The 23,153-nt window shown below is 51.9% G+C and carries 17 protein-coding genes, 5 tRNA genes, 3 rRNA genes and 1 riboswitch; of the genes, 3 read left to right on the forward strand and 22 right to left on the reverse strand.

Annotation, left to right across the window (positions count from 1 at the left end; translation table 11 throughout):
• Positions 1-30: 30 nt before the first annotated feature.
• From ubiB to rmuC, 4 genes are all read right to left on the reverse strand, one after another.
• Entirely contained in the window at positions 31-1,677 is a 1,647-nt protein-coding gene (gene ubiB / locus BUQ98_RS10780; RefSeq protein WP_074213852.1) for a ubiquinone biosynthesis regulatory protein kinase UbiB, read from the reverse strand.
• Entirely contained in the window at positions 1,674-2,288 is a 615-nt protein-coding gene (locus BUQ98_RS10785; protein ID WP_074213853.1) for a ubiquinone biosynthesis accessory factor UbiJ, read from the reverse strand. The genes ubiB and BUQ98_RS10785 overlap by 4 nt, the downstream gene beginning before the upstream one ends.
• A 9-nt stretch (positions 2,289-2,297) precedes the next feature.
• Positions 2,298-3,065 (reverse strand): bifunctional demethylmenaquinone methyltransferase/2-methoxy-6-polyprenyl-1,4-benzoquinol methylase UbiE, encoded by a 768-nt coding sequence (gene ubiE, locus BUQ98_RS10790; protein ID WP_074213854.1) that lies wholly within the window; start codon positions 3,063-3,065, stop codon positions 2,298-2,300.
• Between the two features lie 69 nt (positions 3,066-3,134).
• Complete coding sequence (gene rmuC, locus BUQ98_RS10795; protein WP_083605274.1) at positions 3,135-4,676, reverse strand: DNA recombination protein RmuC; 1,542 nt, start codon at positions 4,674-4,676, stop codon at positions 3,135-3,137.
• Between the two features lie 132 nt (positions 4,677-4,808).
• On the opposite strand from rmuC, the gene BUQ98_RS10800 reads away from it, so the two are divergent.
• On the forward strand, positions 4,809-5,714 hold the full coding sequence (locus BUQ98_RS10800) for a DMT family transporter (RefSeq protein ID WP_074213855.1): 906 nt from the start codon (positions 4,809-4,811) through the stop codon (positions 5,712-5,714).
• Between the two features lie 74 nt (positions 5,715-5,788).
• On the opposite strand, the gene BUQ98_RS10805 is transcribed toward BUQ98_RS10800, so the two are convergent.
• Together BUQ98_RS10805 and BUQ98_RS10810 are read right to left on the reverse strand one after the other, a co-directional pair.
• The gene (locus tag BUQ98_RS10805) at positions 5,789-6,082 is read right to left on the reverse strand and encodes an H-NS-like global regulator TsrA (protein WP_074214214.1); all 294 of its coding nucleotides are present in this window, start codon (positions 6,080-6,082) and stop codon (positions 5,789-5,791) included.
• Between the two features lie 204 nt (positions 6,083-6,286).
• Complete coding sequence (locus BUQ98_RS10810) at positions 6,287-7,492, reverse strand: multidrug effflux MFS transporter (protein ID WP_074213856.1); 1,206 nt, start codon at positions 7,490-7,492, stop codon at positions 6,287-6,289.
• A gap of 98 nt (positions 7,493-7,590) precedes the next feature.
• Here BUQ98_RS10810 and BUQ98_RS10815 point away from each other — a divergent pair, with 98 nt between their 5' ends.
• Positions 7,591-8,571 (forward strand): LysR family transcriptional regulator, encoded by a 981-nt coding sequence (locus BUQ98_RS10815; RefSeq protein ID WP_046074598.1) that lies wholly within the window; start codon positions 7,591-7,593, stop codon positions 8,569-8,571.
• A gap of 63 nt (positions 8,572-8,634) precedes the next feature.
• Positions 8,635-10,422: an aminopeptidase P family protein gene (locus BUQ98_RS10820; RefSeq protein WP_074213857.1), complete on the forward strand. Its 1,788-nt coding sequence runs from the start codon at positions 8,635-8,637 to the stop codon at positions 10,420-10,422.
• A 53-nt stretch (positions 10,423-10,475) separates the two neighbouring features.
• On the opposite strand, the gene BUQ98_RS10825 is transcribed toward BUQ98_RS10820, so the two are convergent.
• The 16 genes from BUQ98_RS10825 to BUQ98_RS10900 all read right to left on the reverse strand — a co-directional run bounded on the left by BUQ98_RS10825 (position 10,476) and on the right by BUQ98_RS10900 (position 22,608).
• The gene (locus BUQ98_RS10825; protein WP_069361819.1) at positions 10,476-10,706 is read right to left on the reverse strand and encodes a glutaredoxin family protein; all 231 of its coding nucleotides are present in this window, start codon (positions 10,704-10,706) and stop codon (positions 10,476-10,478) included.
• A 13-nt stretch (positions 10,707-10,719) separates the two neighbouring features.
• Positions 10,720-11,871 carry a 2-iminoacetate synthase ThiH gene (thiH, locus tag BUQ98_RS10830; protein WP_074213858.1) on the reverse strand — a complete coding sequence of 384 codons (1,152 nt, stop codon included), beginning with the start codon at positions 11,869-11,871 and terminating at the stop codon, positions 10,720-10,722.
• Positions 11,868-12,644 (reverse strand): thiazole synthase, encoded by a 777-nt coding sequence (locus BUQ98_RS10835; protein ID WP_074213859.1) that lies wholly within the window; start codon positions 12,642-12,644, stop codon positions 11,868-11,870. The genes thiH and BUQ98_RS10835 overlap by 4 nt, the downstream gene beginning before the upstream one ends.
• 2 nt (positions 12,645-12,646) lie before the next feature.
• Positions 12,647-12,844: a sulfur carrier protein ThiS gene (thiS, locus tag BUQ98_RS10840; RefSeq protein ID WP_069361822.1), complete on the reverse strand. Its 198-nt coding sequence runs from the start codon at positions 12,842-12,844 to the stop codon at positions 12,647-12,649.
• Positions 12,828-13,595 (reverse strand): HesA/MoeB/ThiF family protein, encoded by a 768-nt coding sequence (locus BUQ98_RS10845; protein WP_074213860.1) that lies wholly within the window; start codon positions 13,593-13,595, stop codon positions 12,828-12,830. Before BUQ98_RS10845 ends, thiS begins: the two co-directional genes overlap by 17 nt.
• Positions 13,579-14,247: a thiamine phosphate synthase gene (thiE, locus tag BUQ98_RS10850; RefSeq protein WP_074213861.1), complete on the reverse strand. Its 669-nt coding sequence runs from the start codon at positions 14,245-14,247 to the stop codon at positions 13,579-13,581. Before thiE ends, BUQ98_RS10845 begins: the two co-directional genes overlap by 17 nt.
• Positions 14,244-16,220, reverse strand: a complete 1,977-nt coding sequence (gene thiC / locus BUQ98_RS10855) for a phosphomethylpyrimidine synthase ThiC (RefSeq protein WP_074213862.1) — start codon at positions 16,218-16,220, stop codon at positions 14,244-14,246. Before thiC ends, thiE begins: the two co-directional genes overlap by 4 nt.
• A 94-nt stretch (positions 16,221-16,314) precedes the next feature.
• A riboswitch (TPP riboswitch) is annotated at positions 16,315-16,414 on the reverse strand.
• A gap of 55 nt (positions 16,415-16,469) precedes the next feature.
• Positions 16,470-16,850 (reverse strand): fluoride efflux transporter CrcB, encoded by a 381-nt coding sequence (crcB, locus tag BUQ98_RS10860; protein ID WP_025739291.1) that lies wholly within the window; start codon positions 16,848-16,850, stop codon positions 16,470-16,472.
• Between the two features lie 136 nt (positions 16,851-16,986).
• Positions 16,987-17,063: transfer RNA gene (locus tag BUQ98_RS10865), tRNA-Trp, on the reverse strand.
• A gap of 146 nt (positions 17,064-17,209) precedes the next feature.
• Positions 17,210-17,286: transfer RNA gene (locus BUQ98_RS10870), tRNA-Asp, on the reverse strand.
• Between the two features lie 101 nt (positions 17,287-17,387).
• Positions 17,388-17,503, reverse strand: a 5S ribosomal RNA gene (rrf, locus tag BUQ98_RS10875).
• A gap of 86 nt (positions 17,504-17,589) precedes the next feature.
• Positions 17,590-20,479 (reverse strand): 23S ribosomal RNA (locus BUQ98_RS10880).
• A 255-nt stretch (positions 20,480-20,734) separates the two neighbouring features.
• Positions 20,735-20,810, reverse strand: a tRNA-Val gene (locus BUQ98_RS10885).
• A 9-nt stretch (positions 20,811-20,819) separates the two neighbouring features.
• A tRNA-Lys gene (locus BUQ98_RS10890) sits at positions 20,820-20,895 on the reverse strand.
• 2 nt (positions 20,896-20,897) lie between these two features.
• Positions 20,898-20,973, reverse strand: a tRNA-Glu gene (locus BUQ98_RS10895).
• A gap of 80 nt (positions 20,974-21,053) precedes the next feature.
• A 16S ribosomal RNA gene (locus BUQ98_RS10900) occupies positions 21,054-22,608 on the reverse strand.
• The 16S, 23S and 5S rRNA genes sit together here with 5 tRNA genes alongside, the layout of an rRNA operon.
• Positions 22,609-23,153 lie beyond the last annotated feature (545 nt).

Below are 23,153 nucleotides of genomic sequence, written 5' to 3' on the forward strand. Positions count from 1 at the left end.
GTTAACGTCACGTGCGCAGCTGTATGACTGCTATTTATGACAGGTTTTATTACAAAGTCGCCAGCCCCACAACCAAAAGATCACCGCTCCTGCGGCAGCAATGTTCGGTAGGGTTTCGACTCGATTCGCAAATAAAATGGTCGCCGTCAGTAATAACGTCGCCCCAATCCCCAGCATATAAGTGGCACGAGAATGCCGTTGCTTGGTCTGCAAGTAACCTTGATAGTACGCATCTAACCGTTGATTCACTTGGCGACCTTGGCGTAGGCCATCATAAATAAGTTCTGGGATTTCGGGCAGCTTCTCTGCCCAGAATGGCGCTTTCTCACGTACAGCAGCCCACACCGCTTGCGGGCCGACTTGCTGCTTCATCCACGATTCTAAGAACGGCTTAGCGGTCGTCCATAAGTCTAGCTGTGGATACAGTTCCCGCCCCAGCCCTTCAATATAAAGTAACGTTTTCTGCAGTAAGACTAATTGTGGCTGCACTTCCATATTAAAGCGCCGTGCCGTATTAAATAAATTGAGCAATACCGTGCCAAACGAAATCTCACAGAGCGGCTTTTCGAAAATCGGCTCGCACACAGTACGAATGGCAAATTCAAAATCATCCACATTGGTGTCATGCGGCACCCAACCTGAATCGACATGAAGCTCAGCCACCTTACGGTAGTCTCGGTTAAAGAAGGCAATAAAATTTTCTGCTAAATATCGCTTGTCGTCGCGATTTAAGGTCCCGACGATGCCGCAGTCTAACCCTATCCATTGTGGATCTTGGGGGTGCTCGTAGGAGACAAAGACATTCCCCGGATGCATATCGGCGTGGAAAAAACTATCGCGGAATACCTGAGTGAAAAAAACTTCAACGCCACGTTCAGCAAGCAGTTTCATGTCCGTACCGTTGGCCTCTAGCGCTTCGATATCAGACACCTGAATCCCGTAAATGCGTTCAGATACCATCATATCTTTGCGGCAATAGTCGCTAAACACCTCAGGTACGTACAAGGCGCGATCGTTTTCAAAGTTGCGACGTAATTGAATGGTATTGGCCGCTTCGCGCATCAAGTCCAGCTCATCGAGCAAGGTTTTTTCATATTCGCGGATCACTTCCACAGGTTTTAAGCGACGCGCATCAGGGAGAAAACGTGCCACCAGTCTCGCCACACGGTACATAAGGCGAAGATCGGCTTGGATTACGGGCAAAATGTCGGGCCGAATGGCCTTCAGTACCACCTCTCGACCATTTTCTTTCAACGTCGCGGTGTGGACTTGGGCAATGGAGGCTGACGCTAAAGGGATCGGATCAAAATCATTGAACCAGGTCTCAAGCGGCCCACCGAGAGAGGCTTCTATTTGCGCTTTCGCTTTATGGCCATCAAAGGGTGCCACTTTGTCTTGCAATTGAGCAAGCTCATTGGCGATGTGGGCAGGGAAGAGATCGCGACGGGTCGACATCATTTGTCCTAGCTTGACCCATACTGGCCCCAAACTCTGCAATGCTAAGCGTAAACGCTCTCCCACCGGCTTGTCTGGGTGTTGGTTTTTTAGCCAAAACAACGATTGACGCCCAAGGTGAGCCAGCCGCGTGAGTGGCTGCTTGGGAAGCAAGGCGTCGACACCGTACAACAACAAAGTACGAATGATAAAATATAAGCGACGAATCTCATTGAGCGTCATGCGGACTCCATCCGTTCTACCAACTGAGTAACCCTGGCGTCTAATCGCGCGGCATCACTGCGCAGTTCGTCCACTTGGTCACTGTATGCCGCCACTTCTAATGGCCCCGGCGCCAGGCGCCACTCTTCGGTGATCACATCCCCAGCATAACGCTGTTGACGCTGCGCCAGCTGCTGTAACTGCAGCCAACGCTGCTGTGCCTGACTGACAACGGTGTGGGCAAACACATCACCGGTATAAGATGAAAGCCACTCGGCCACATCAAACTGCATCCCGCTTAGCAATTGAGAGAATTGCTGGGCGACATCGATATCCCCTTCAAGCGTCAGCTGGTCGGCTTTTATCAACCCCGTTAAGTTCGCTTTTTGCTGTAATTGCGGCAGGGCTGACAGTGAGAGGGATAACCGGCAATCACACTCACCTTCATAATGGCTGAGGACATCAAGTCGTTGGCCAAACACAAAGATCCATTGCCGGTTTAGTTCTTGAAGGGTCACGCCAATACAGCGTCCTTTTAACCGTGCCAAGCGACGCTGGCTATCGACATCCCGCGCAATTACACCGTTGAGTGCCGTTTCCAATGCCGCGCACAAAAGTGAATCAAACGCCATATTGGCTCCTTAGAATTTGTACCCACGGTGTAGCGCGACAATGCCACCGGTAAGGTTGTAGTAGCGAGTTTGATCAAAACCCGCTTGCTCCATCATCCCTTTCAAGGTGTCTTGATCAGGGTGCATGCGGATTGATTCGGCAAGATAACGGTAACTGTCTGGGTCATTAACAATGAGTTGTCCCATTTTGGGGAGAATATGAAACGAATAAGCGTCATAGACTTTCGATAATGGCTTAGCCACAGGCTTCGAAAACTCTAAGACGAGTAGGCGCCCTCCTGGCTTTAGAACTCGAAACATCGAGCGCAGCGCTGCGTCTTTATCGGTCACATTACGTAGGCCAAACGCAATGGTAATGCAATCAAAGTGATCGTCAGGGAACGGCAGCGCTTCTGCATTGGCTTGTACGTAGCTCACATTGCCGACAATGCCCTTGTCGCGCAGTTTATCGCGGCCGACCTTGAGCATTGAATTATTGATATCCGCGAGGACGACCTCACCTTTCTCTCCCACTAAGCGAGAGAACTTGGCCGTCAGATCCCCGGTACCGCCGGCTAAGTCCAACACTTTTTGCCCTGGGCGTACACCGCTGCAGTCAATAGTGAAGCGCTTCCATATCCGATGGATACCCATCGACATGACGTCATTCATCAGATCGTATTTAGCGGCGACCGAATCAAACACATTGGCGACTAAACTTTCTTTTTCTTGGCGCTTAACTTGCTGGTAGCCAAAATCAATGGTCTCTTGGTCTTGCTGCGAATTTTTCTCTGTCATTGTATTCCCCTAACATATTGGCCCCAGTTTACTTTATCGCCCATCCTGACTCCAAGCTCGCGACCAAGTTTATTGTGATTCTTGACGGTCAGTGGCGTGATCTGGGTGCGCGAGATTGTCTGGTTCTCCGGGCTCTGACTCGGTCGCCACACTGGCTAAAGACGGGCTAATGTCCCGTTTCACTTCAACTCCTAGTGTTTTAAAGCTCTCTGCCTGGCGTAGAATATTCCCGCGTCCCTGGCTGAGTTTATTCAGTGCACCTTGATAACTGTCACTGGCTTTACCCAGCGCACTTCCCAACGCTTCCATATCGTTAACAAATAGCCGTACCTTGTCGTACAACTTGCTCGCCTTCTCGGCAATCTGTTTGGCGTTCTGATTTTGATACTCATAACGCCATAAGTTATTGATGGTACGCAGTGCCACCAGCAAGGTTGTTGGGCTCACTAACATAATGTTGTTATCCATCGCGTCACGAATGAGGGTCGCATCCGCTTCAACAGCAACCTGGAACGCTGGCTCCACCGGAATGAACATCAGTACATAATCCAGTGAACGCACACCGTGGAGCTGGTGATAATCTTTACGGCCTAAACCACGAATATGCTGACGAATAGCCTGAACGTGCTCTTTCAGTGCGGCATCCTGTTCCACCAATGTGTCGGCATTGTAATACCGTTCATACGCCACCAGAGCCATTTTGGCATCAACCACCACATCTTTTTCTTGTGGCAGTTTCACCACTACATCAGGCTGGTAGCGCTTGCCTTGCTCATTTTCAAAGCTGGCTTGGGTTTGATACTCTCGTCCCTCTCGCAAGCCGGACTCTTCCAAGATGCGCGCTAAAACCACTTCTCCCCAGTTGCCTTGCTGTTTGTTATCCCCTTTTAAAGCCTGCGTAAGGTTGTGTGCCTCTTGGGTCATATCCGCATTCAGTTGCTGTAGGTTTTTGATTTCATGAATGAGAGTATGCCGCTCTTTCGCTTGCTCTCCAAAGCTGTCTGTCACTTGCTTTTTAAATCCTTCCAGCTGCGATTTAAGCGGCCCGAGCAAACTTTCCAAACTCATCTTGTTTTGCTCATCCACGGAATGCACTTTTTGCTCAAAGACCTGGTTGGCCAGCTGCTCAAATTGGGTACGCAGTCTTTCCTCCGCATTTTCCAATAAGGCGTGCTTTTCTTTCGCGGCATTGAGTTGTTGCTCCGCGCTGGCTTTGACCTCGCGCAGCTCAGCGAGCAACTCAGACTTTTCCTCACGCACCGTATCGAGTTTATCTGACAGTGTATGATTGTCTTGGCGTAATTGTTCCAATTGGCGTAGCTTCTCGCTCGCCGACGTTAACTTTCCATAATACTGGCGTAACTCTTGCGTCAGACGATCGCGCTCGATATCTAAGCTATCTAGCTCGTGCTGTTGCTGATCAAGCTGCTGCTGCAGTTGTTGCTGTTGCATGTCGGCATTGGCTTGCTGTTGGGCATATTGGGTATCAAACCATTGTTGATATTGAGCGATCACACGTCGATGCAGCCAATAACTCAGCCCAGAGGCACTGATAACGCCGAAAAAAAACGTGAGGATAGACAAAGTGGATAATGACAGGCCATCAAGCATAATGGATTCTCTATTGTGCGGTCATTGATGTCAGCAAGGCTAATGGGATACTGGATAGATGTCCAGTCTATCTCGGGCCTCATGAATACCGTAGACTGCCTGGAATAAAAGGCATCACTGCAAGGAGGCAATATGCATAATGAACGTAAGGCGCTGATATTTGGGTTATCTGCAGTGCTATTATGGTCAACGGTCGCGACCGCATTCAAAATCACCTTAAACTACATGACACCCATTCAAATGTTGGCCGCCGCCAGTGTGGTGTCGGTGGCGATTTTAACGGTGATTGCTGCTGTGCAAGGAAAACTTCATGCCCTGTGGCCCACCTTCCGTCGCCGACCTGGCTATTATTGTCTACTGGGGATGGTTAACCCCTTGATTTACTATTTGGTACTTTTCAAAGCCTACGACCTTCTTCCCGCTTCCTTGGCGCAACCCTTGAACTACAGCTGGGCCATCACGCTCACGTTAATGGCTGCCATTTTTTTGGGACAAACGATTCGCCGTCAAGATTGGATCGCAGCCGCATTGGGCTATTTTGGTGTGGTTGTCATTGCGACGAAAGGCCAACTTTTATCGCTCCAGTTCGATAGTCCTCTAGGCATTGGGCTCGCGTTGCTCTCCACTCTATTGTGGGCAGGGTTTTGGGTGCTCAACGCCAAAAACCCCGCGGAGCCTGTACTCGGTATATTACTGAGTTTTATACTCTCACTGCCTATTTCATTAATATTGGCGGGGGTGACCGCTTCTTGGCAAGGGATCCCCTGGCAAGGTTGGTTAGCGGTAAGTTACGTGGGACTTTTCGAAATGGGCGTAACGTTTATGCTCTGGCTGAGCGCAATGAAATATACCCAGAATACGTCGAGGATCAGTAACCTTATTTTTATTTCGCCGTTTATATCGCTGCTATTACTGGCCACTATTATCGGCGAAACCATTCACATCAGTACTCTGATCGGCCTGGGCTTTATTGTGGTGGGGTTGTTGATCCAACAGCGCACTCCGAAAAAGCATAAGCAGCCTGCCGCGAGTGCATAATTAATTCTGCTATATCGGATGGGCGTTAACGCTTTCAAAGAAGACCGGCGCCCGTGGCACGGCGCCAATCGGCATTAACGTATTTTACGCTGGATCATATACTGGTACAGCTCGTCGGCTGACAAGCCGTCTTGCTGCAAGCCCTGGGTGAGTTCTTCAAGGCGTTCAGCACGTCGATCGTCAATCACTTGATTAAATTGATAAACCAGTTCGCGCAAATATTTCAATGGCACTTGGTGTGCTGCGCTACGTACACGCTCTTCACTTTGGCTACCTAACTCTGCCAGTAATTTGCCAAACATGATTTTTTCGGGCGATTCCTCTAGTTGTTCAAGGACGCGCGCCATTTCGATTGTCGATAATGACATAGTGTGTAACTGACCTTTGGATATAAAACGAAAAGGAATGAGCATTAATTCAGCTTGCTTAGTAAATATACTCTGAACTATGGGCTTTTAGCAAAATAAAAAAGCTGGCCGAAGCCAGCGAAAAGGGATGATGGGTTGTCGAGACCCCTGCGTTTTGCACGTCTTATTATTTTTGCCAACTGATACGTTGTTTTTATTCGTTTATTAGCTTTTTACCGTGGTGGCATGCCACCGTTTTCCTGTCGGCGACCACAAAATAATCAGGCCAGGAAGCAGCATCCACATGTGAACAGTCATCAAGTCACTGGCCGATAATCCCAAGCGCTGGGTTAAGCTGACTAAAAGGCCAGCGCCACTCATTTGGAACAGTCCCAACAAGGCTGCCGCCGTGCCCGCCCGGTCAGAAAACGGCGCCAACGCCGCGCCCGCTGACGCGCCTAACACCCAAGCAAAGCCAAATGACGAGGTAAAAATCGGCAACATAAAGGCCCAAGGCGTCGCAATAGAGCTTAATGCCAGCATCAGCCCACCCGAGCCGACCAGCATCATCAAGCCAATATTAAGCGCACGGCGGCTACCAAACTTTTGCATATAACGGGGCGCTAACATCGCGGCGGCAATGTTTAATGCTGCGTTGGCACCAAACCAAAAAGTGAAGCTGTTCATGGAAATGCCATATTTCTCCATCAACAATACAGGTGCGGACGTGACATAGGCTAAGATCACCGCCATGGCCAGCATGCAAAGAATAATGTGGTAGGTAAATGTTGGTACGCGTAGCACTTGCCAATAACGGCGTAAGCTAAATAGGCGACCCGAGGTGTCAGTATGCGCAGGGCGCGTTTCAGGCAGAAACACCATAACCAAGACCAAACCAAGTACGGCATAGCCGAGCATAAAAGAAAAATTGGCTCGCCAGTCAAATACCTGCGTGAGCCAGCTTCCCAGCAACGGGGCTAACGCTGGCACAAAACAAATTGCGCCGTTTAGGTAACTAATCATATGCCCGCTTCGTTCGGCACCAAAGCGATCACGCACGGCGGCAAAAGCACACACAGAGGTCGCACACGCGCCAAAGCCTTGCAGTAAGCGAGCGACCAACATCATATCCATCGAGGTGGCGAGCCACGCCATCAAAGAGCTCAATCCGTAAAGCAGTATACCAATTACGGCCACAGGTTTGCGACCAAAGCGATCAGCCAACGGCCCTGCGAATAGCTGCCCTAAGCCTAAGCTAAACATGAACCAAGTGATGGTATCCTGCACCAAGGTCGGATCGACGTTAAAGTCACCTGCCATATACGGTAATGCAGGCAGGTAAATATCAATCGCCATCGGACTAAACAGCACCAGTAGCACCATTAAGGCGACCAGCAAACGATTCGATGTCGGTGAATCAGTGTGTGTCATTGGTTACTCCTCTATACAGGCACGCAGTATAGTGGTTTCACGATATGAACCATAATGGTTTATAGTAAAAGCAGATATTCCAAAGGAGAATACCAGCAATGGATTTGGATCAGCTGCAGCGTACCGACCTCAATTTATTGGTGTGCCTACATGTATTGTTGGAAGAGTGCAATGTCACGGGCACGGCCAAACGCCTCCATTTAAGCCAATCGGCGGTAAGTAAAAATTTGGCCCGACTAAGAGCGCAATTTAACGACCCACTTTTTACGCGAGCGGCCCACGGGCTCAAACCCACGGTTCGGGCGCAAGCCTTACAAGCGAAACTACGCGCTTTACTCAATGATGTTGCGGCGATGACCGAGCCGGATCACTTTCAGCCGCATTTAAGCGATCGCTGTTTTCGTTTTGCCCTCGTCGAGAGCGCCTATCCATTGCTACTGCCACAATTTATTGGCGATATGCTAGAAGCGGCCCCAGCTATCACCCTCAATACCGCCGCTTGGGATCAAACTACCTTTGATGGGCTTGCGCGAGGCAATATCGACTTTGGCATCACCGGTAAAGATTTAAATCCCGCCGATGCCATGCTGACCATGATGCCGCCCAAAGGCGTGCGCTACCAAGAGCTTTGCCAAGATCACCAGTGTGTGTTGATGCGTGCCGATCACCCAGCACTCAAGGGACCATGGGATGAAGCGCGTTACCTTGGACTGCGACATGTACAGGTTAAGTGTGATGGGAATGACCGCTGGCTGTTGGACTATAAACTGGCAGAGCGTAATATTGAGCGTGACATAGCCATGTACGTGCCAGATTTCAACAGTGCAGCGAGCCTGTGTACCTATACCGACCTGGTGTTTACCTCACCAAGCCAGTTTGCGCATTATATTGCCGCATCGCTCAATTTGGTGGTACGGCCGTTACCAACGCCAATACCGCCGATGGCGTACACCTTGTTTTGGCATCAAAATCAAGAAAATGACCCAGGGCACCAATGGCTGAAAGCCTTGATTATTTCGCGCTGTCAGCAATTTAGCCCAGCGAAATTGCAGCCTATTGCCAATCGCGCTAGGGTCTAACCCACCGGCTTTTCACGCGTGGCCGAACATGGCGAGTTCACCCTATACAAAGAAGGAAGAATAATGGACGCGACCCTTACTAAGCGTATTGAGCAGCTAAGACACTGGCTGGCTCAACACGACTATGACGCCCTACTCATCCCCCATGAAGACGAATATCTCGGTGAGTATGTGCCTGAGCACAACGAACGCCTGCATTGGGCGACCGGTTTTACCGGATCAGCAGGCGCCGCGGTGATCACCCGCGACAAGGCGGCGATTTTTGTTGATGGCCGCTATGTGGTTCAAGTCCGTAAGCAAGTCCCCGCTGGCCTGTTTGACTACTGCCATCTGATTGATGAGCCACCGGTGCAATGGGCCCAACAACAATTACCCAAGGGCGCCAAGCTGGCTATCGACGCTCGCATGCATAGCGCCGCTTGGTACAAACGCACTCTACGCACACTGGATGGGGCTTTGACACTGGTAAGTGTTGAGCAAAATCCGATTGAAAGCCTGTGGGACGATCGCCCCGCCCCGCTTAATAGCCCTGCCATTTTACTGGGTGAAGAGAAAACCGGCCGCGCCAGCTTGGATAAACGTCAAACCATTGGCCAGCAGTTAGCCGAACAGAGTCTTGATGCCGCGGTACTCACTCAACCCGATGCCGTCTGTTGGCTGCTCAATATCCGTGGTCGCGACATCCCACGTTTACCCGTGGTACTGACCCAAGCGATTATCAAGCAATCCGGTGACGTGACGGTGTTTATCGACCCTGACCGTCTCCCCGAAGGCTTTGCTGCTCACGTAGGCCAAGGCGTGAGCGTCGCGCACCCTGATAGCCTGGTTGATGCCCTGCAAGCGCTGAGTGGTCAACGTGTATTGGTCGACCCAAACGGTGCCAATGCCTGGACACTGGACACCCTCCAACAAGCGCAAGTGACCGTGGTGGAAGCGCAAGACCCGTGTGCGCTTGAAAAAGCGGCCAAGAACCCGCAAGAAATCGCCGGTATGCAAGCCTGTCACGTGCGCGATGGTGTTGCCGTGACTCGCTTTTTGGCCTGGTTTGACCGTCAAGTCGACGCAGGTGAACGCCCTGATGAAGCCGTGCTCGCAGACACCCTGTATCAATTCCGCCAACAAGACGATCAACTGGTCGACTTAAGCTTTGATACCATTTCCGCCGCCGGTGGCAATGCGGCCATGTGTCACTATAACCACAACAATCAGCCCAAACCGAGCGTGATTGAAAGCAACAATGTCTACTTGGTGGACTCAGGCGGCCAATACTACGACGGCACCACTGACATTACCCGTACCGTGCCGGTGGGCGAGTGCAGCGCTGAGATCAAAAAGGCCTTCACGCTGGTGCTTAAAGGGCATATTGCGTTAGCGACCGCGCTATTCCCGAAAGGCACCTCAGGCAGCCAGCTTGATGCCTTGGCACGCCAGTATTTGTGGCAACACGGCTATGATTTTGACCATGGCACCGGTCACGGTGTGGGACATTTCTTGGACGTGCACGAAGGTCCACAGCGCATTTCCAAAGCGCCCAATAGCGTCGCGCTATTGCCGGGCATGGTGGTGTCAAACGAGCCGGGCTACTATCGCGCCGAGGCGTTTGGGATCCGGATTGAAAACCTCGAGTTGATTGAAGAAAAGCCCACCGAGGGCGACATGACGATGCTCGGGTTTGCCTCACTCACGCGTGCACCGATCGATCGTCGTTTGGTCGATGTCAGCTTGCTCAGCGAGGCGGAAATTCAGTGGTGGAATCGCTATCATCAAACGGTGTGGGATGAAGTCAGCCCGCACCTCGATGATCAAGACCAAGCTTGGTTAAAACAAGCGACCACGCCGCTAAGCCGTTAAGTCGCGTCTTCACCGAGTGTGAAAAACAAAAAGCGTCCGATTGGACGCTTTTTTTATTCCCCTTTCAGGGCTTTCTCGACCGCTTTAGGCGAAAAGCCGCGCAAGGTGGTATCGCCAATGCAAATCACCGGGACACCCCGCGAGCCTGTTGCCGCCAGCAGCTTCTTGCCTTTGGGCGTGGCCGTATCGACGACACGATAACGCAGCCCCTTTTTATCCAAGTAAGCTTTGGCCGCCTCACAGTGAGGACAGCGCGGGCCCACATATACAGTAATACGTTTCATGCCCGCATTGTCGCTAACCCGCTGCCGTTTGTGAAGCCATTTGCGCCTGACGCGCGATATCGTAGATGTTATCCCAATCTTTCCATACCACCTCAAAACCGAGCGCACGAACGCTGGCGGCTACCTCTGCCGCGCTGCGCTCATCACTGATAGCAAACTGCTCCAATTGTGGCTCCGGGTTCGCGTAGCCGCCCGGTTGGGTTTTTGACGCCGCGGATAAGCTCGTGACCCCAAGCGGTAACACATTGTCGCGAAAGTGCGGTGACTCACGTGTCGATAGCGACAGCTCCACCTGCGGATTCCACAACCGATAGGCACAAATCAGCTGAACCAGCTGCTTATCCGTCATCACCGATTTCGGCTGTAAGGCGCCCGCGCAAGGGCGTAAGCGAGGAAAGGATAGCGAGTAGCGGCTTTGCCAGTATTGCTTTTCCAAATAATCCAGATGCTGGGCGGTAAAAAAGCTGTCGGTACGCCAGTCCTCAAGGCCAATCAAGGCGCCCAAGCCGATCTTATCGACCCCTGCTTGTGCCAACCTATCTGGGGTTTGCAACCGATAGTGAAAGTCGGTTTTATTCCCGCGCTTGTGGTGTTCCCCATAGGTTGGAGCGTGGTAGGTTTCTTGATACACCATTACCGCATCCACCCCCTGTGCCACCAAGGCGCGATAGGCCTCGGTATCCAGCGGCTGCACCTCCATCGCCACATGATGAAAGTATTGCTTCACCACCGGTAAGGCGCGGAGAAAATAATCGAGCCCCACCTTGGTTTCATGCTCACCGGTCACCAAGAGCACACTGTCAAAGCCCATTTTTTTTATCGCTTCACACTCGGCGGCGATCTCAGCTTCATCCAGCGTGCGCCGTTTGATTCGATTTTCCATCGAAAAACCGCAATAGGTACACACGTTAGCGCACAAATTGGAGAGATACAGCGGAATATAAAACCCCATGGTGTAGCCAAACCGCTGCCGCGTCAGCGCCGCAGATTGCTGAGCCATGGCCTCGAGATACCCTTCAGCAGCAGGACTGATCAGGGCGGCGAAGTCGTCCAAATTACGCGATGACTTGGCCAGCGCCCGCTCGACATCTTGGCGCGTTTTGCTGTAAATCGAAAGACGATGATGATCCCAATCGAGTGCCGCCCACCGCTCAGAAAAACTCATCCTCCCTCCTTCACATCAAGAAACGCGGTTAATGGGCTGGAAGCATGGGCGTGATTGTGTGTGCCCGCCAGTCCAGCTTGATACGCGCATCGGCCTGCTTCAACCGCTTGTTTAAACGCCGCGCCCATGGCAATCGGATCGCCGGCGGTGGCAATGGCGGTGTTCACCAAGACGGCATCGGCGCCCCTCTCCATCGCTAACGCCGCATCTGACGGTGCGCCAATGCCGGCATCAATGATCACTGGCACACGGGCTTGCTCGATAATGATGTCGAGAAACGCCATTGAGGCCAGTCCTTGGTTGGAGCCAATCGGTGACCCAAGGGGCATCACCGCCGCGCATCCCACCTCTTCCAAGCGCTTACACAGCACAGGATCGGCATGACAATATGGCAGTACCACAAATCCCTCATCTACAAGCATTTTCGCTGCTTGAAGGGTTTCAATCGGATCAGGCATCAAATATTTGGGGTCGGGATGAATTTCCAGCTTCACCCAACGCGTTCCCAATGCTTCTCGGGCAAGACGCGCGGCAAAGACCGCTTCTTGCGCATTCTTCGCTCCCGAGGTATTAGGCAGCAAGTGCACACCGAGCTCGCGCAGCGGGGTTAAAATATCATCTTGTATGGCATGGACGTCGACTCGCTTTAGCGCCATGGTGACCAGTTCAGTACCACTGGCCGCCAGTGATTCGGCCATGGTCTTGCGACTGGCAAACTTGCCGGTGCCGGTTAACAGCCGAGATGAAAACGTCGTATCCGCAATGGTTAACATAATTATCCTCCGGCAATCGCTTGAAAGACCGCCAAGCTATCGCCAGCGGTGAGTGACGTGGATGACCAAGCATCACGCGCAATAATGGTCTGATTCAGCGCCACTGCGACCGACTCGGCTGGCACCTTCATCTCCTCAATCAGTTGCGCGACGGTCGTGGCATTGACCTCTGTCGGCGTGTCATTAATGATTAACTGCATCACTTACCTCCCGCGTTGGCTGACAAACCGCACAGTGCGGATGCACAGGCAGCGAAAAGTGCTGCCATGTCATGGTTTGTCCATCAAACCGTGACAAGCGATTGGTCCCGACCGCCTGCCCTAATAACAGTTTTATCCCTTCCAGCGCTTGCGCGGTGGCCATCATGCCGACCACAGGTCCCATTACCCCAGCTTCAGCGCAGCGTGTGGGTTCAGAAAGCGTCACGTCCGCAAAGGCGCACGCATAACATGCGCTATGCGGTTGATAAACCAATAACTGGCCTTGCCAGCCAATCGCAGCCGCGCTCACTAACGGCGTGCCAGCCTCTACACAGGCTTGGTTGACCGCATGACGGGTGGCGAGATTATCACTACAATCAAGGACCACATCCGCCATCGCCACTTCAAGCGCCAGACGCTCACCTTCTAGATAGGCATTGATGGCTCGGCACTGGCAATGTGGATTCAGCGCGACCAAGTTAGCGGCTAGCGACGCGGCTTTATCGGTGCCGATTTGCGCCTCCCGATACGCCACCTGACGCGCCAAATTAGATAGTTCAATGTGGTCCGAGTCAGCAATCGCTAACTGCCCCACGCCAGCCCCCGCAAGGTAGAGGCCCGCGGTGGTTCCAAGCCCACCGGCACCGACCATCAACACGCGCGCATTGCTAAGTGCCTGCTGCCCACGCTCTCCGACTTCTGTCAGCATGATTTGCCGGCTATAGCGCTGGTATTCACTGTCCGATAGCATCACGCTCTCCTTGCTGTCTGGATGGATTAAGACAGCGATTAAATGCGTCAATGCGCGCCGCTAAATCAGGCGCTTGCGTCACGGCGCGGACCACCGCAATGGCATCTACGCCGGTTCGCCAAACGTCAGGGGCACGGTTGAGATCAATACCGCCAATCGCCACCGTTGGGAAACGGCCATCGACAACCGCCACCTGCTGCGCTAACGCTGAAATGCCTTGCGGCGGCTCAGCGAGCTGTTTGGTGGTGGTGGGAAAAATATGGCCGATGGCGAGATAACTGGGCGAGAGCGCAATCGCTGCGGCAAGCTGTTCGGGACTGCGCGTCGATACACCTAGGCGCACGCCTTGCCGCGCAAGCCGGTCAAGGTCCGCCTCTTGTAAGTCTTGCTGCCCTAGATGAACGCCATAGGCGCCAGCCTCAAGCGCAAGCTGCCAGTAATCGTTGATAAACACCTGCGCATGGTGCGCGCGGCCCAAAGCCACCGCGCGCTGTACCCAGTCTGCCAATTGTGGATGGGCTGGCTGCTTCACACGCAGTTGCACGGTTTTCACGCCCAAGCAAAGTAAGCGTTCAAGTAAATCCACGTCGTCTACCACCGGATATAATGGGCCTACACCTTCCGCCATAGGCGCAAACGGGGTCAGGCTCATGATTCCACCTTATCGCTGTCGCTTATCTCAGCGCCTTGTTGTGACGAATGATGGGATTTCTGCAGGTAGAGCTCACTGCCCTTTGCTCGAAACTCTTGCGATTTTTGCTGCATGCCTGCTAACGGGTCTTCCAACATGGTGACATCAATCGCTTCGCCCGCAGCGGCATAGCCATTTTCTTTGGCGTAATCTCGGACTTCTTGGCTGATCTTCATAGAGCAGAATTTTGGCCCACACATGGAGCAAAAATGCGCGACCTTGCCTGACTCTTGAGGCAGGGTTTCATCGTGATAAGCACGCGCCGTCACCGGATCTAATGCAAGGTTAAACTGATCTTCCCAGCGAAATTCAAAGCGCGCTTTGGAAATGGCGTTATCTCGCACCTGCGCGCCCGGATGTCCTTTGGCTAAGTCGGCGGCGTGCGCGCACAACTTGTAAGTAATCAGTCCGGTTTTAACATCCTCTTTATTGGGCAGACCCAGATGCTCTTTGGGCGTGACATAGCAAAGCATCGCACACCCAAACCAGCCAATCATCGCCGCACCAATCCCGGAGGTAATGTGGTCGTAACCCGGCGCGATATCGGTAGTCAGCGGGCCTAAGGTATAGAAAGGCGCTTCGTGGCAATGGGTGAGCTGCTCGTCCATATTCTCTTTGATCATGTGCATGGGCACATGGCCAGGGCCTTCAATCATCACCTGTACATCGTATTCCCATGCCACCTTGGTCAGCTCGCCCAGGGTACGTAGCTCACTGAACTGGGCTTCGTCGTTCGCGTCAGCTACTGAGCCGGGACGTAACCCATCGCCTAGTGACAGCGATACATCATAGGCAGCACAAATCTCGCAGATTTCGCGAAAATGGGTATAGAGGAAGCTTTCTTGATGATGCGCCAAGCACCATTTGGCGATAATCGAACCGCCACGCGAGACAATCCCAGTCACGCGATTGGCAGTCATGGGCACATAGTGCAAACGCACCCCGGCGTGAATGGTAAAGTAGTCGACCCCTTGCTCGGCTTGCTCTATCAAGGTATCGCGCATCACTTCCCAGGTCAGGTCTTCGGCAACGCCATTCACTTTCTCAAGCGCCTGATACATAGGTACGGTGCCAATCGGGACTGGGCTATTACGTAAAATCCACTCGCGAGTTTCGTGGATATTGCGTCCGGTCGATAAATCCATCACCGTATCCGCGCCCCAACGCGTCGCCCACACTAATTTTTCAGTTTCTTCTTCAATGGAGGAGCTCACCGCCGAGTTACCAATATTAGCATTCACTTTCACCAGAAAGTTACGCCCAATGATCATCGGCTCCGCTTCTGGGTGGTTAATGTTGGCAGGAATAATCGCACGCCCTTCAGCAACTTCTTGGCGCACAAATTCGGGAGTGATGTTTGAGGGTAAATGCGCGCCAAAGCTTTCTCCTGGGTGCTGGCGGTTTAGCTGCTCTTCACGATACTGCTGACGCCCCATATTTTCCCGGATAGCGATAAATTCCATCTCTGGGGTGATAATGCCTTGGCGTGCGTAGTGAAGTTGGGTCACACATTGGTTAGGTTTCGCCCGACGGATAGGCGGTAAGGCACTAAAGCGAAGATCATCTAAGGTTTCATCACTGAGGCGGGTCTGCGCATAGTCTGAGCTCACTGCATCAAGAAACTCTGTATCGGCACGCTCATCAATCCAGGTTTTTCTCACTGAGGCTAAGCCTTGGTAAATATCGATGTAGGTGTCTGGGTCGGTATAGGGGCCCGAGGTGTCATACACCCAAATCGATTCATTATCTTCATACTGAGGGTTTTCTTTGCTGCCGCCCACAAAGGTGGGGGAAAGATGGATCTCGCGCATGCCGACGCGAATGTCAGGTCGCGAGCCTTCGACATAGACTTTTTCCGAGTTGGGATAGGTTTGCACAGAGAGGGAATCAATAAAGGATTTGGCCTCGAGACGGGCCTGTTTACGGGTCGACATAGCATTACTCCGGTGTTCATTATGGGAATTAATGCTTGCCGGAAAACGCTGAATTTGAGATGTGAGCAAAGTGGCAGACGGGTTGCGTCTGTGATCTGAAGCATCTCTTGTTCCCTTCGCTGGTCTTAACCAGATCAGGTTCAACGGATCCCACTTTATGTGGTCTCAGCCAATTGGCACTCCGACAAGTTCAACGCCAGTATAAGAAATCACCGCTGCAACAACAAGCGACGAACACGATGTTTTCCATTACCCGGTGATGCGCCCTAACAGCCAAGCTCCCATCGCTGCCGCCCCCAGGCATAAGGCGAGATTCAAACCAACATTTAGCAAGGCTTTCACCGTTTCCCCATGTTGGAACAGCATCAAGGTATCGACAGAGAACGTCGAGAAGGTGGTAAAAGCCCCTAAAAAGCCAATCGCAATTAGCTGACGCCAGGGCACAGGGGCGATCAATTCTTGACTCATGGCGGCTAAAAAGACCCCCATCGCCAATGATCCCAACACATTCACCATCAAGGTTCCGTACGGGAATCCACGGCCAAGTACCGCGACGCTCCATTCTGATACCAAAAAGCGTGAGGACGCCCCTAATGCACCACCAAGCCCTACCCATAATATGCTAATCACTGGGTGCTCCTTTTAATTGGCAAAAAGGCATCATACCGCGACAAATGCGTAAGAAACAGAAGGTAAAGGGAAGCACGGCTCTCACCGCAGACAGCAGATACAAAAAAAGCACCGACAATGTCGATGCTTTGGTATTTGGCAGGGGTAGAGGGATTCGAACCCCCAACACGCGGATTTGGAATCCGCTGCTCTGCCAGTTGGAGCTATACCCCTGTAGATAGGTGCCTATTGTAGCGATCCCGCGACAAATTACCACCATCAATTAACACTCAAACGTTTAATTGCTTATTTATAAAGCAAATTACTCGAATAGCCCAAACGCAAAAAACCCCAGCTTTTCAGCTAGGGTTTCTAAGTAGTGGCGGAGTGGACGGGACTCGAACCCGCGACCCCCGGCGTGACAGGCCGGTATTCTAACCAACTGAACTACCACTCCGCACCAATTCTGTCTCATCAAAGTCTTACGCATATCTGCTTTGATGCTTAAATCCGTTTTTGCCTTCAGATTTTTCCAAAAATCTGAAAACAAGAAAGCAAGCCTGGCGATGTCCTACTCTCACATGGGGAGACCCCACACTACCATCGGCGCTGCTTCGTTTCACTACTGAGTTCGGCATGGAGTCAGGTGGGTCCAAAGCGCTATGGTCGCCAAGCAAATTCGGTAATCTAGAAAGCTGTTCGTTCTCGCCACAATCAACTGGCTTATTTCGAGTCCAACCCAAAACCTCTTGGGTGTTGTATGGTTAAGCCGCACGGGCAATTAGTACAGGTTAGCTCAACGCCTCACAGCGCTTACACACCCTGCCTATCAACGTCGTAGTCTACGACAACCCTTTAGAGAGCTCGAAGCTCTAGGGATGACTCATCTCGGGGCCAGCTTCGCGCTTAGATGCTTTCAGCGCTTATCTGTGCCGAACTTAGCTACCGGGCAATGCGTCTGGCGACACAACCCGAACACCAGCGGTTCGTCCACTCCGGTCCTCTCGTACTAGGAGCAGCTCCCCTCAATCATCCAACGCCCACGGCAGATAGGGACCGAACTGTCTCACGACGTTCTAAACCCAGCTCGCGTACCACTTTAAATGGCGAACAGCCATACCCTTGGGACCGACTTCAGCCCCAGGATGTGATGAGCCGACATCGAGGTGCCAAACACCGCCGTCGATATGAACTCTTGGGCGGTATCAGCCTGTTATCCCCGGAGTACCTTTTATCCGTTGAGCGATGGCCCTTCCATTCAGAACCACCGGATCACTATGACCTACTTTCGTACCTGCTCGAGCCGTCACTCTCGCAGTTAAGCGGGCTTATGCCATTGCACTAACCTCACGATGTCCGACCGTGATTAGCCCACCTTCGTGCTCCTCCGTTACTCTTTGGGAGGAGACCGCCCCAGTCAAACTACCCACCAGGCACTGTCCTCACCCCCGATAAGGGGGCTAAGTTAGAACATCAAACATACAAGGGTGGTATTTCAAGGTTGGCTCCGCGACAACTGGCGTCGCCGTTTCAAAGCCTCCCACCTATCCTACACATGTAGGCTCAATGTTCAGTGCCAAGCTGTAGTAAAGGTTCACGGGGTCTTTCCGTCTAGCCGCGGGTACACAGCATCTTCACTGCGATTTCAATTTCACTGAGTCTCGGGTGGAGACAGCGTGGCCATCATTACGCCATTCGTGCAGGTCGGAACTTACCCGACAAGGAATTTCGCTACCTTAGGACCGTTATAGTTACGGCCGCCGTTTACCGGGGCTTCGATCAATGGCTTCTCTTGCGATAACCACATCAATTAACCTTCCGGCACCGGGCAGGCGTCACACCGTATACGTCATCTTTCGATTTTGCACAGTGCTGTGTTTTTAATAAACAGTTGCAGCCACCTGGTATCTGCGACTGCCCATAGCTCCATCCGCAAGGGACTTCACCGTGGGCAGCGTACCTTCTCCCGAAGTTACGGTACCATTTTGCCTAGTTCCTTCACCCGAGTTCTCTCAAGCGCCTTGGTATTCTCTACCCGACCACCTGTGTCGGTTTGGAGTACGGTTCCTACTTACCTGAAGCTTAGAGGCTTTTCCCGGAAGCATGGCATCAATGACTTCACCACCTTGGTGGCTCGACATCGGGTCTCGACCGTGTGTAATCCCGGATTTGCCTAAGATTACAGCCTACACCCTTGAACCTGGACTACCATCGCCAGGCCCACCTAGCCTTCTCCGTCCCCCCATCGCAGTAAGTAGCAGTACGGGAATATTAACCCGTTTCCCATCGACTACGCCTTTCGGCCTCGCCTTAGGGGCCGACTTACCCTGCCCCGATTAACGTTGGACAGGAACCCTTGGTCTTCCGGCGTGGAGGTTTTTCACCCCCATTATCGTTACTCATGTCAGCATTCGCACTTGTGATACCTCCAGCATGCCTCTCAGCACACCTTCAACGGCTTACACAACGCTCCCCTACCCAATACGATAAATCGCATTGCCGCAGCTTCGGTGTATCGCTTAGCCCCGTTACATCTTCCGCGCAGGCCGACTCGACCAGTGAGCTATTACGCTTTCTTTAAATGATGGCTGCTTCTAAGCCAACATCCTGGCTGTCTGAGCCTTCCCACATCGTTTCCCACTTAGCGATAACTTTGGGACCTTAGCTGGCGGTCTGGGTTGTTTCCCTCTCCACGACGGACGTTAGCACCCGCCGTGTGTCTCCCGGATAGCACTTACTGGTATTCGGAGTTTGCAAAGGGTTGGTAAGTCGGGATGACCCCCTAGCCTTAACAGTGCTCTACCCCCAGTAGTGTTCGTCCGAGGCGCTACCTAAATAGCTTTCGGGGAGAACCAGCTATCTCCGAGTTTGATTGGCCTTTCACCCCTAGCCACAGGTCATCTCCTAACTTTTCAACGTTAGTGAGTTCGGTCCTCCAGTTGATGTTACTCAACCTTCAACCTGCCCATGGCTAGATCACTCGGTTTCGGGTCTAATGCAAGCAACTGTGCGCCCAGTTAAGACTCGGTTTCCCTACGGCTCCCCTATGCGGTTAACCTTGCTACTTACATTAAGTCGCTGACCCATTATACAAAAGGTACGCGGTCACCCCACGAAGGAGGCTCCCACTGCTTGTACGTAGACGGTTTCAGGTTCTATTTCACTCCCCTCACAGGGGTTCTTTTCGCCTTTCCCTCACGGTACTGGTTCACTATCGGTCAGTCAGGAGTATTTAGCCTTGGAGGATGGTCCCCCCATGTTCAGACAAGATATCACGTGTCCCGTCCTACTCGTTTTCACAGATATGGCGCCGTCGGTTACGGGGCTATCACCCTTTGTTGCCAGGTTTTCCAACCTGTTCACCTAACGCCAAGTCTGCTTAAGGGCTGCTCCGGGGTCGCTCGCCGCTACTGCCGGAATCTCAATTGATTTCTTTTCCTTCGGGTACTTAGATGTTTCAGTTCCCCGAGTTCGCCTCTTAGCGCTATGTATTCACGCTAAGATACCTGCTTATGCAGGTGGGTTTCCCCATTCGGACATCCCAGATTCAAATGGCTTTTACTGCCTTATCTGGGCTTTTCGCAAGTTAATACGTCCTTCATCGCCTCTGACTGCCAAGGCATCCACCGTCTACGCTTAGTCACTTAACCATACAACCCCAAAAGGTCTTGTATGAAAACAACTAAGGTTTTGTTTTTGCCGGACTCAAATAGAGACTTTGCTTATTACTAAGACAAAGCCCAAGCACACTTGATTGTGTGAGTGACATTACATGTCACTGATTGAGAACTTTACTGTCATTCTTAAAGAATGACTTTGTCAGCTTTCCAGATTGTTAAAGAGCATGTCGTTTATTGCTAAATAAACCACATTCTAAAGATTCTCAAACAAAAACCTTTAAAGCGTGGTGGGCGATACCGGGCTCGAACCAGTGACCCCCTCCTTGTAAGGGAGGTGCTCTCCCAACTGAGCTAATCGCCCACAATAGTGTGGTGGGTTGTACAGGATTCGAACCTGTGACCAATTGATTAAAAGTCAACTGCTCTACCAACTGAGCTAACAACCCATTGGCGTCCCATAGGGGAGTCGAACCCCTGTTACCGCCGTGAAAGGGCGGTGTCCTAGGCCTCTAGACGAATGGGACACGCTGATATGTTTGGGAACATATCCTCTTATAACTTCAACCTATACAATCTGTGTGAACACTCGCAAGAATAGCGTCAGTAAGGAGGTGATCCAGCCCCAGGTTCCCCTAGGGCTACCTTGTTACGACTTCACCCCAGTCATGAACCACACCGTGGTAAACGCCCTCCCGAAGGTTAAGCTATCTACTTCTGGTGCAGCCCACTCCCATGGTGTGACGGGCGGTGTGTACAAGGCCCGGGAACGTATTCACCGTGGCATTCTGATCCACGATTACTAGCGATTCCGACTTCATGGAGTCGAGTTGCAGACTCCAATCCGGACTACGACAAACTTTAAGGGATTCGCTTAACATCGCTGTCTCGCTGCCCTCTGTATCTGCCATTGTAGCACGTGTGTAGCCCTACTCGTAAGGGCCATGATGACTTGACGTCGTCCCCACCTTCCTCCGGTTTATCACCGGCAGTCTCCCTGGAGTTCCCACCATTACGTGCTGGCAAACAAGGATAAGGGTTGCGCTCGTTGCGGGACTTAACCCAACATTTCACAACACGAGCTGACGACAGCCATGCAGCACCTGTCTCAGTGTTCCCGAAGGCACCAATCCATCTCTGGAAAGTTCACTGGATGTCAAGAGTAGGTAAGGTTCTTCGCGTTGCATCGAATTAAACCACATGCTCCACCGCTTGTGCGGGCCCCCGTCAATTCATTTGAGTTTTAACCTTGCGGCCGTACTCCCCAGGCGGTCTACTTAATGCGTTAGCGCCGAAAGCCAAAGTCTAAAACCTCAACCTCCAAGTAGACATCGTTTACAGCGTGGACTACCAGGGTATCTAATCCTGTTTGCTACCCACGCTTTCGCATCTGAGCGTCAGTCTTTGTCCAGGGGGCCGCCTTCGCCACTGGTATTCCTTCAGATCTCTACGCATTTCACCGCTACACCTGAAATTCTACCCCCCTCTACAAGACTCTAGCCTGCCAGTTTCAAATGCGGTTCCGAGGTTGAGCCCCGGGCTTTCACATCTGACTTAACAAACCGCCTGCATGCGCTTTACGCCCAGTAATTCCGATTAACGCTTGCACCCTCCGTATTACCGCGGCTGCTGGCACGGAGTTAGCCGGTGCTTCTTCTGCAGCTAACGTCAAGCAATGCACGTATTAAGTACATTACCTTCCTCACTGCTGAAAGTGCTTTACAACCCGAAGGCCTTCTTCACACACGCGGCATGGCTGCATCAGGGTCTCCCCCATTGTGCAATATTCCCCACTGCTGCCTCCCGTAGGAGTCTGGGCCGTGTCTCAGTCCCAGTGTGGCTGATCATCCTCTCAAACCAGCTAAGGATCGTCGCCTTGGTAAGCCTTTACCTTACCAACTAGCTAATCCTAACTGGGCCCATCCCAACGCGATAGCTTACATGTAGTGGCCACCTTTGGTCCGTAGACATTATGCGGTATTAGCCGTCGTTTCCAACGGTTATCCCCCTCGTCAGGGCAGGTTCCCAGCCGTTACTCACCCGTCCGCCGCTCGACGTCCAGTAAATCCACCGAAGCTTCAATACTGCCGTTTCCGCTCGACTTGCATGTGTTAGGCCTGCCGCCAGCGTTCAATCTGAGCCATGATCAAACTCTTCAATTTAAGTTCTTTTGTTCGCTTTCCTAAAAGGAAAGACAAACGGCTCGATAAATACTGTTTTGTTCGTCTCCTAAGAGACAAACGAATTGACTGTGCCGAATAACTAAAAGTTATCGTTTGGTCACTCAGTTCATCGAATAAATCTTTTTGTCTATTCTCAACGAGTGCCCACACAGATTGCATAGGTCAAATTGTTAAAGAGCGTTGACTGTGCGAAGCTGCGCTTCGCTTGGTCAGGGCTGCGTATCTTACGCGCCTTACCGTTAAAGTCAAGAAGAAATTTTATCTTTTCTTTTTAGCCAACCGGCCAAAACAAAACCTCTTATTGACTTCCCTAACGCGTTGTCTGCGTTAAGTAGGTGGGCTATCTTAATCGTTTGAACACTCACGTCAAGCGTTTATTTTCATTCGATTTTTTGCCCCGACATGGCCGATGAGCGCTTGCCCTGCCTGCCGTGTCGATGGAGGCGCATTATAGGGGAGCTGATCAAATTGGCAACCCCTTTTTTAATGTTTCTTAGAAAAAAACTGTCACTCGCTGTTTTTTT

The sequence above is a fragment of the Salinivibrio sp. ES.052 genome (assembly GCF_900141775.1).
GTDB lineage: Bacteria > Pseudomonadota > Gammaproteobacteria > Enterobacterales > Vibrionaceae > Salinivibrio.

Excerpts from the sequence above, each read along its gene's own strand:
- BUQ98_RS10845 (WP_074213860.1), bottom strand. The coding sequence starts at position 13,595 with ATGCTATCGGACAGTGAATACCAGCGCTATAGCCGGCAAATCATGCTG.
- thiE (WP_074213861.1), bottom strand. The coding sequence starts at position 14,247 with ATGAGCCTGACCCCGTTTGCGCCTATGGCGGAAGGTGTAGGCCCATTA.
- thiH (WP_074213858.1), bottom strand. The coding sequence starts at position 11,871 with ATGAGTTTTTCTGAGCGGTGGGCGGCACTCGATTGGGATCATCATCGT.
- BUQ98_RS10825 (WP_069361819.1), bottom strand. The coding sequence starts at position 10,706 with ATGAAACGTATTACTGTATATGTGGGCCCGCGCTGTCCTCACTGTGAG.
- rmuC (WP_083605274.1), bottom strand. The coding sequence starts at position 4,676 with ATGCTTGATGGCCTGTCATTATCCACTTTGTCTATCCTCACGTTTTTT.
- BUQ98_RS10820 (WP_074213857.1), top strand. The coding sequence starts at position 8,635 with ATGGACGCGACCCTTACTAAGCGTATTGAGCAGCTAAGACACTGGCTG.
- BUQ98_RS10805 (WP_074214214.1), bottom strand. The coding sequence starts at position 6,082 with ATGTCATTATCGACAATCGAAATGGCGCGCGTCCTTGAACAACTAGAG.
- BUQ98_RS10785 (WP_074213853.1), bottom strand. The coding sequence starts at position 2,288 with ATGGCGTTTGATTCACTTTTGTGCGCGGCATTGGAAACGGCACTCAAC.
- BUQ98_RS10815 (WP_046074598.1), top strand. The coding sequence starts at position 7,591 with ATGGATTTGGATCAGCTGCAGCGTACCGACCTCAATTTATTGGTGTGC.
- thiS (WP_069361822.1), bottom strand. The coding sequence starts at position 12,844 with ATGCAGTTAATCATTAATGACACGCCGACAGAGGTCAATGCCACGACC.
- BUQ98_RS10800 (WP_074213855.1), top strand. The coding sequence starts at position 4,809 with ATGCATAATGAACGTAAGGCGCTGATATTTGGGTTATCTGCAGTGCTA.
- BUQ98_RS10835 (WP_074213859.1), bottom strand. The coding sequence starts at position 12,644 with ATGTTAACCATTGCGGATACGACGTTTTCATCTCGGCTGTTAACCGGC.
- ubiB (WP_074213852.1), bottom strand. The coding sequence starts at position 1,677 with ATGACGCTCAATGAGATTCGTCGCTTATATTTTATCATTCGTACTTTG.
- BUQ98_RS10810 (WP_074213856.1), bottom strand. The coding sequence starts at position 7,492 with ATGACACACACTGATTCACCGACATCGAATCGTTTGCTGGTCGCCTTA.
- ubiE (WP_074213854.1), bottom strand. The coding sequence starts at position 3,065 with ATGACAGAGAAAAATTCGCAGCAAGACCAAGAGACCATTGATTTTGGC.
- thiC (WP_074213862.1), bottom strand. The coding sequence starts at position 16,220 with ATGTCGACCCGTAAACAGGCCCGTCTCGAGGCCAAATCCTTTATTGAT.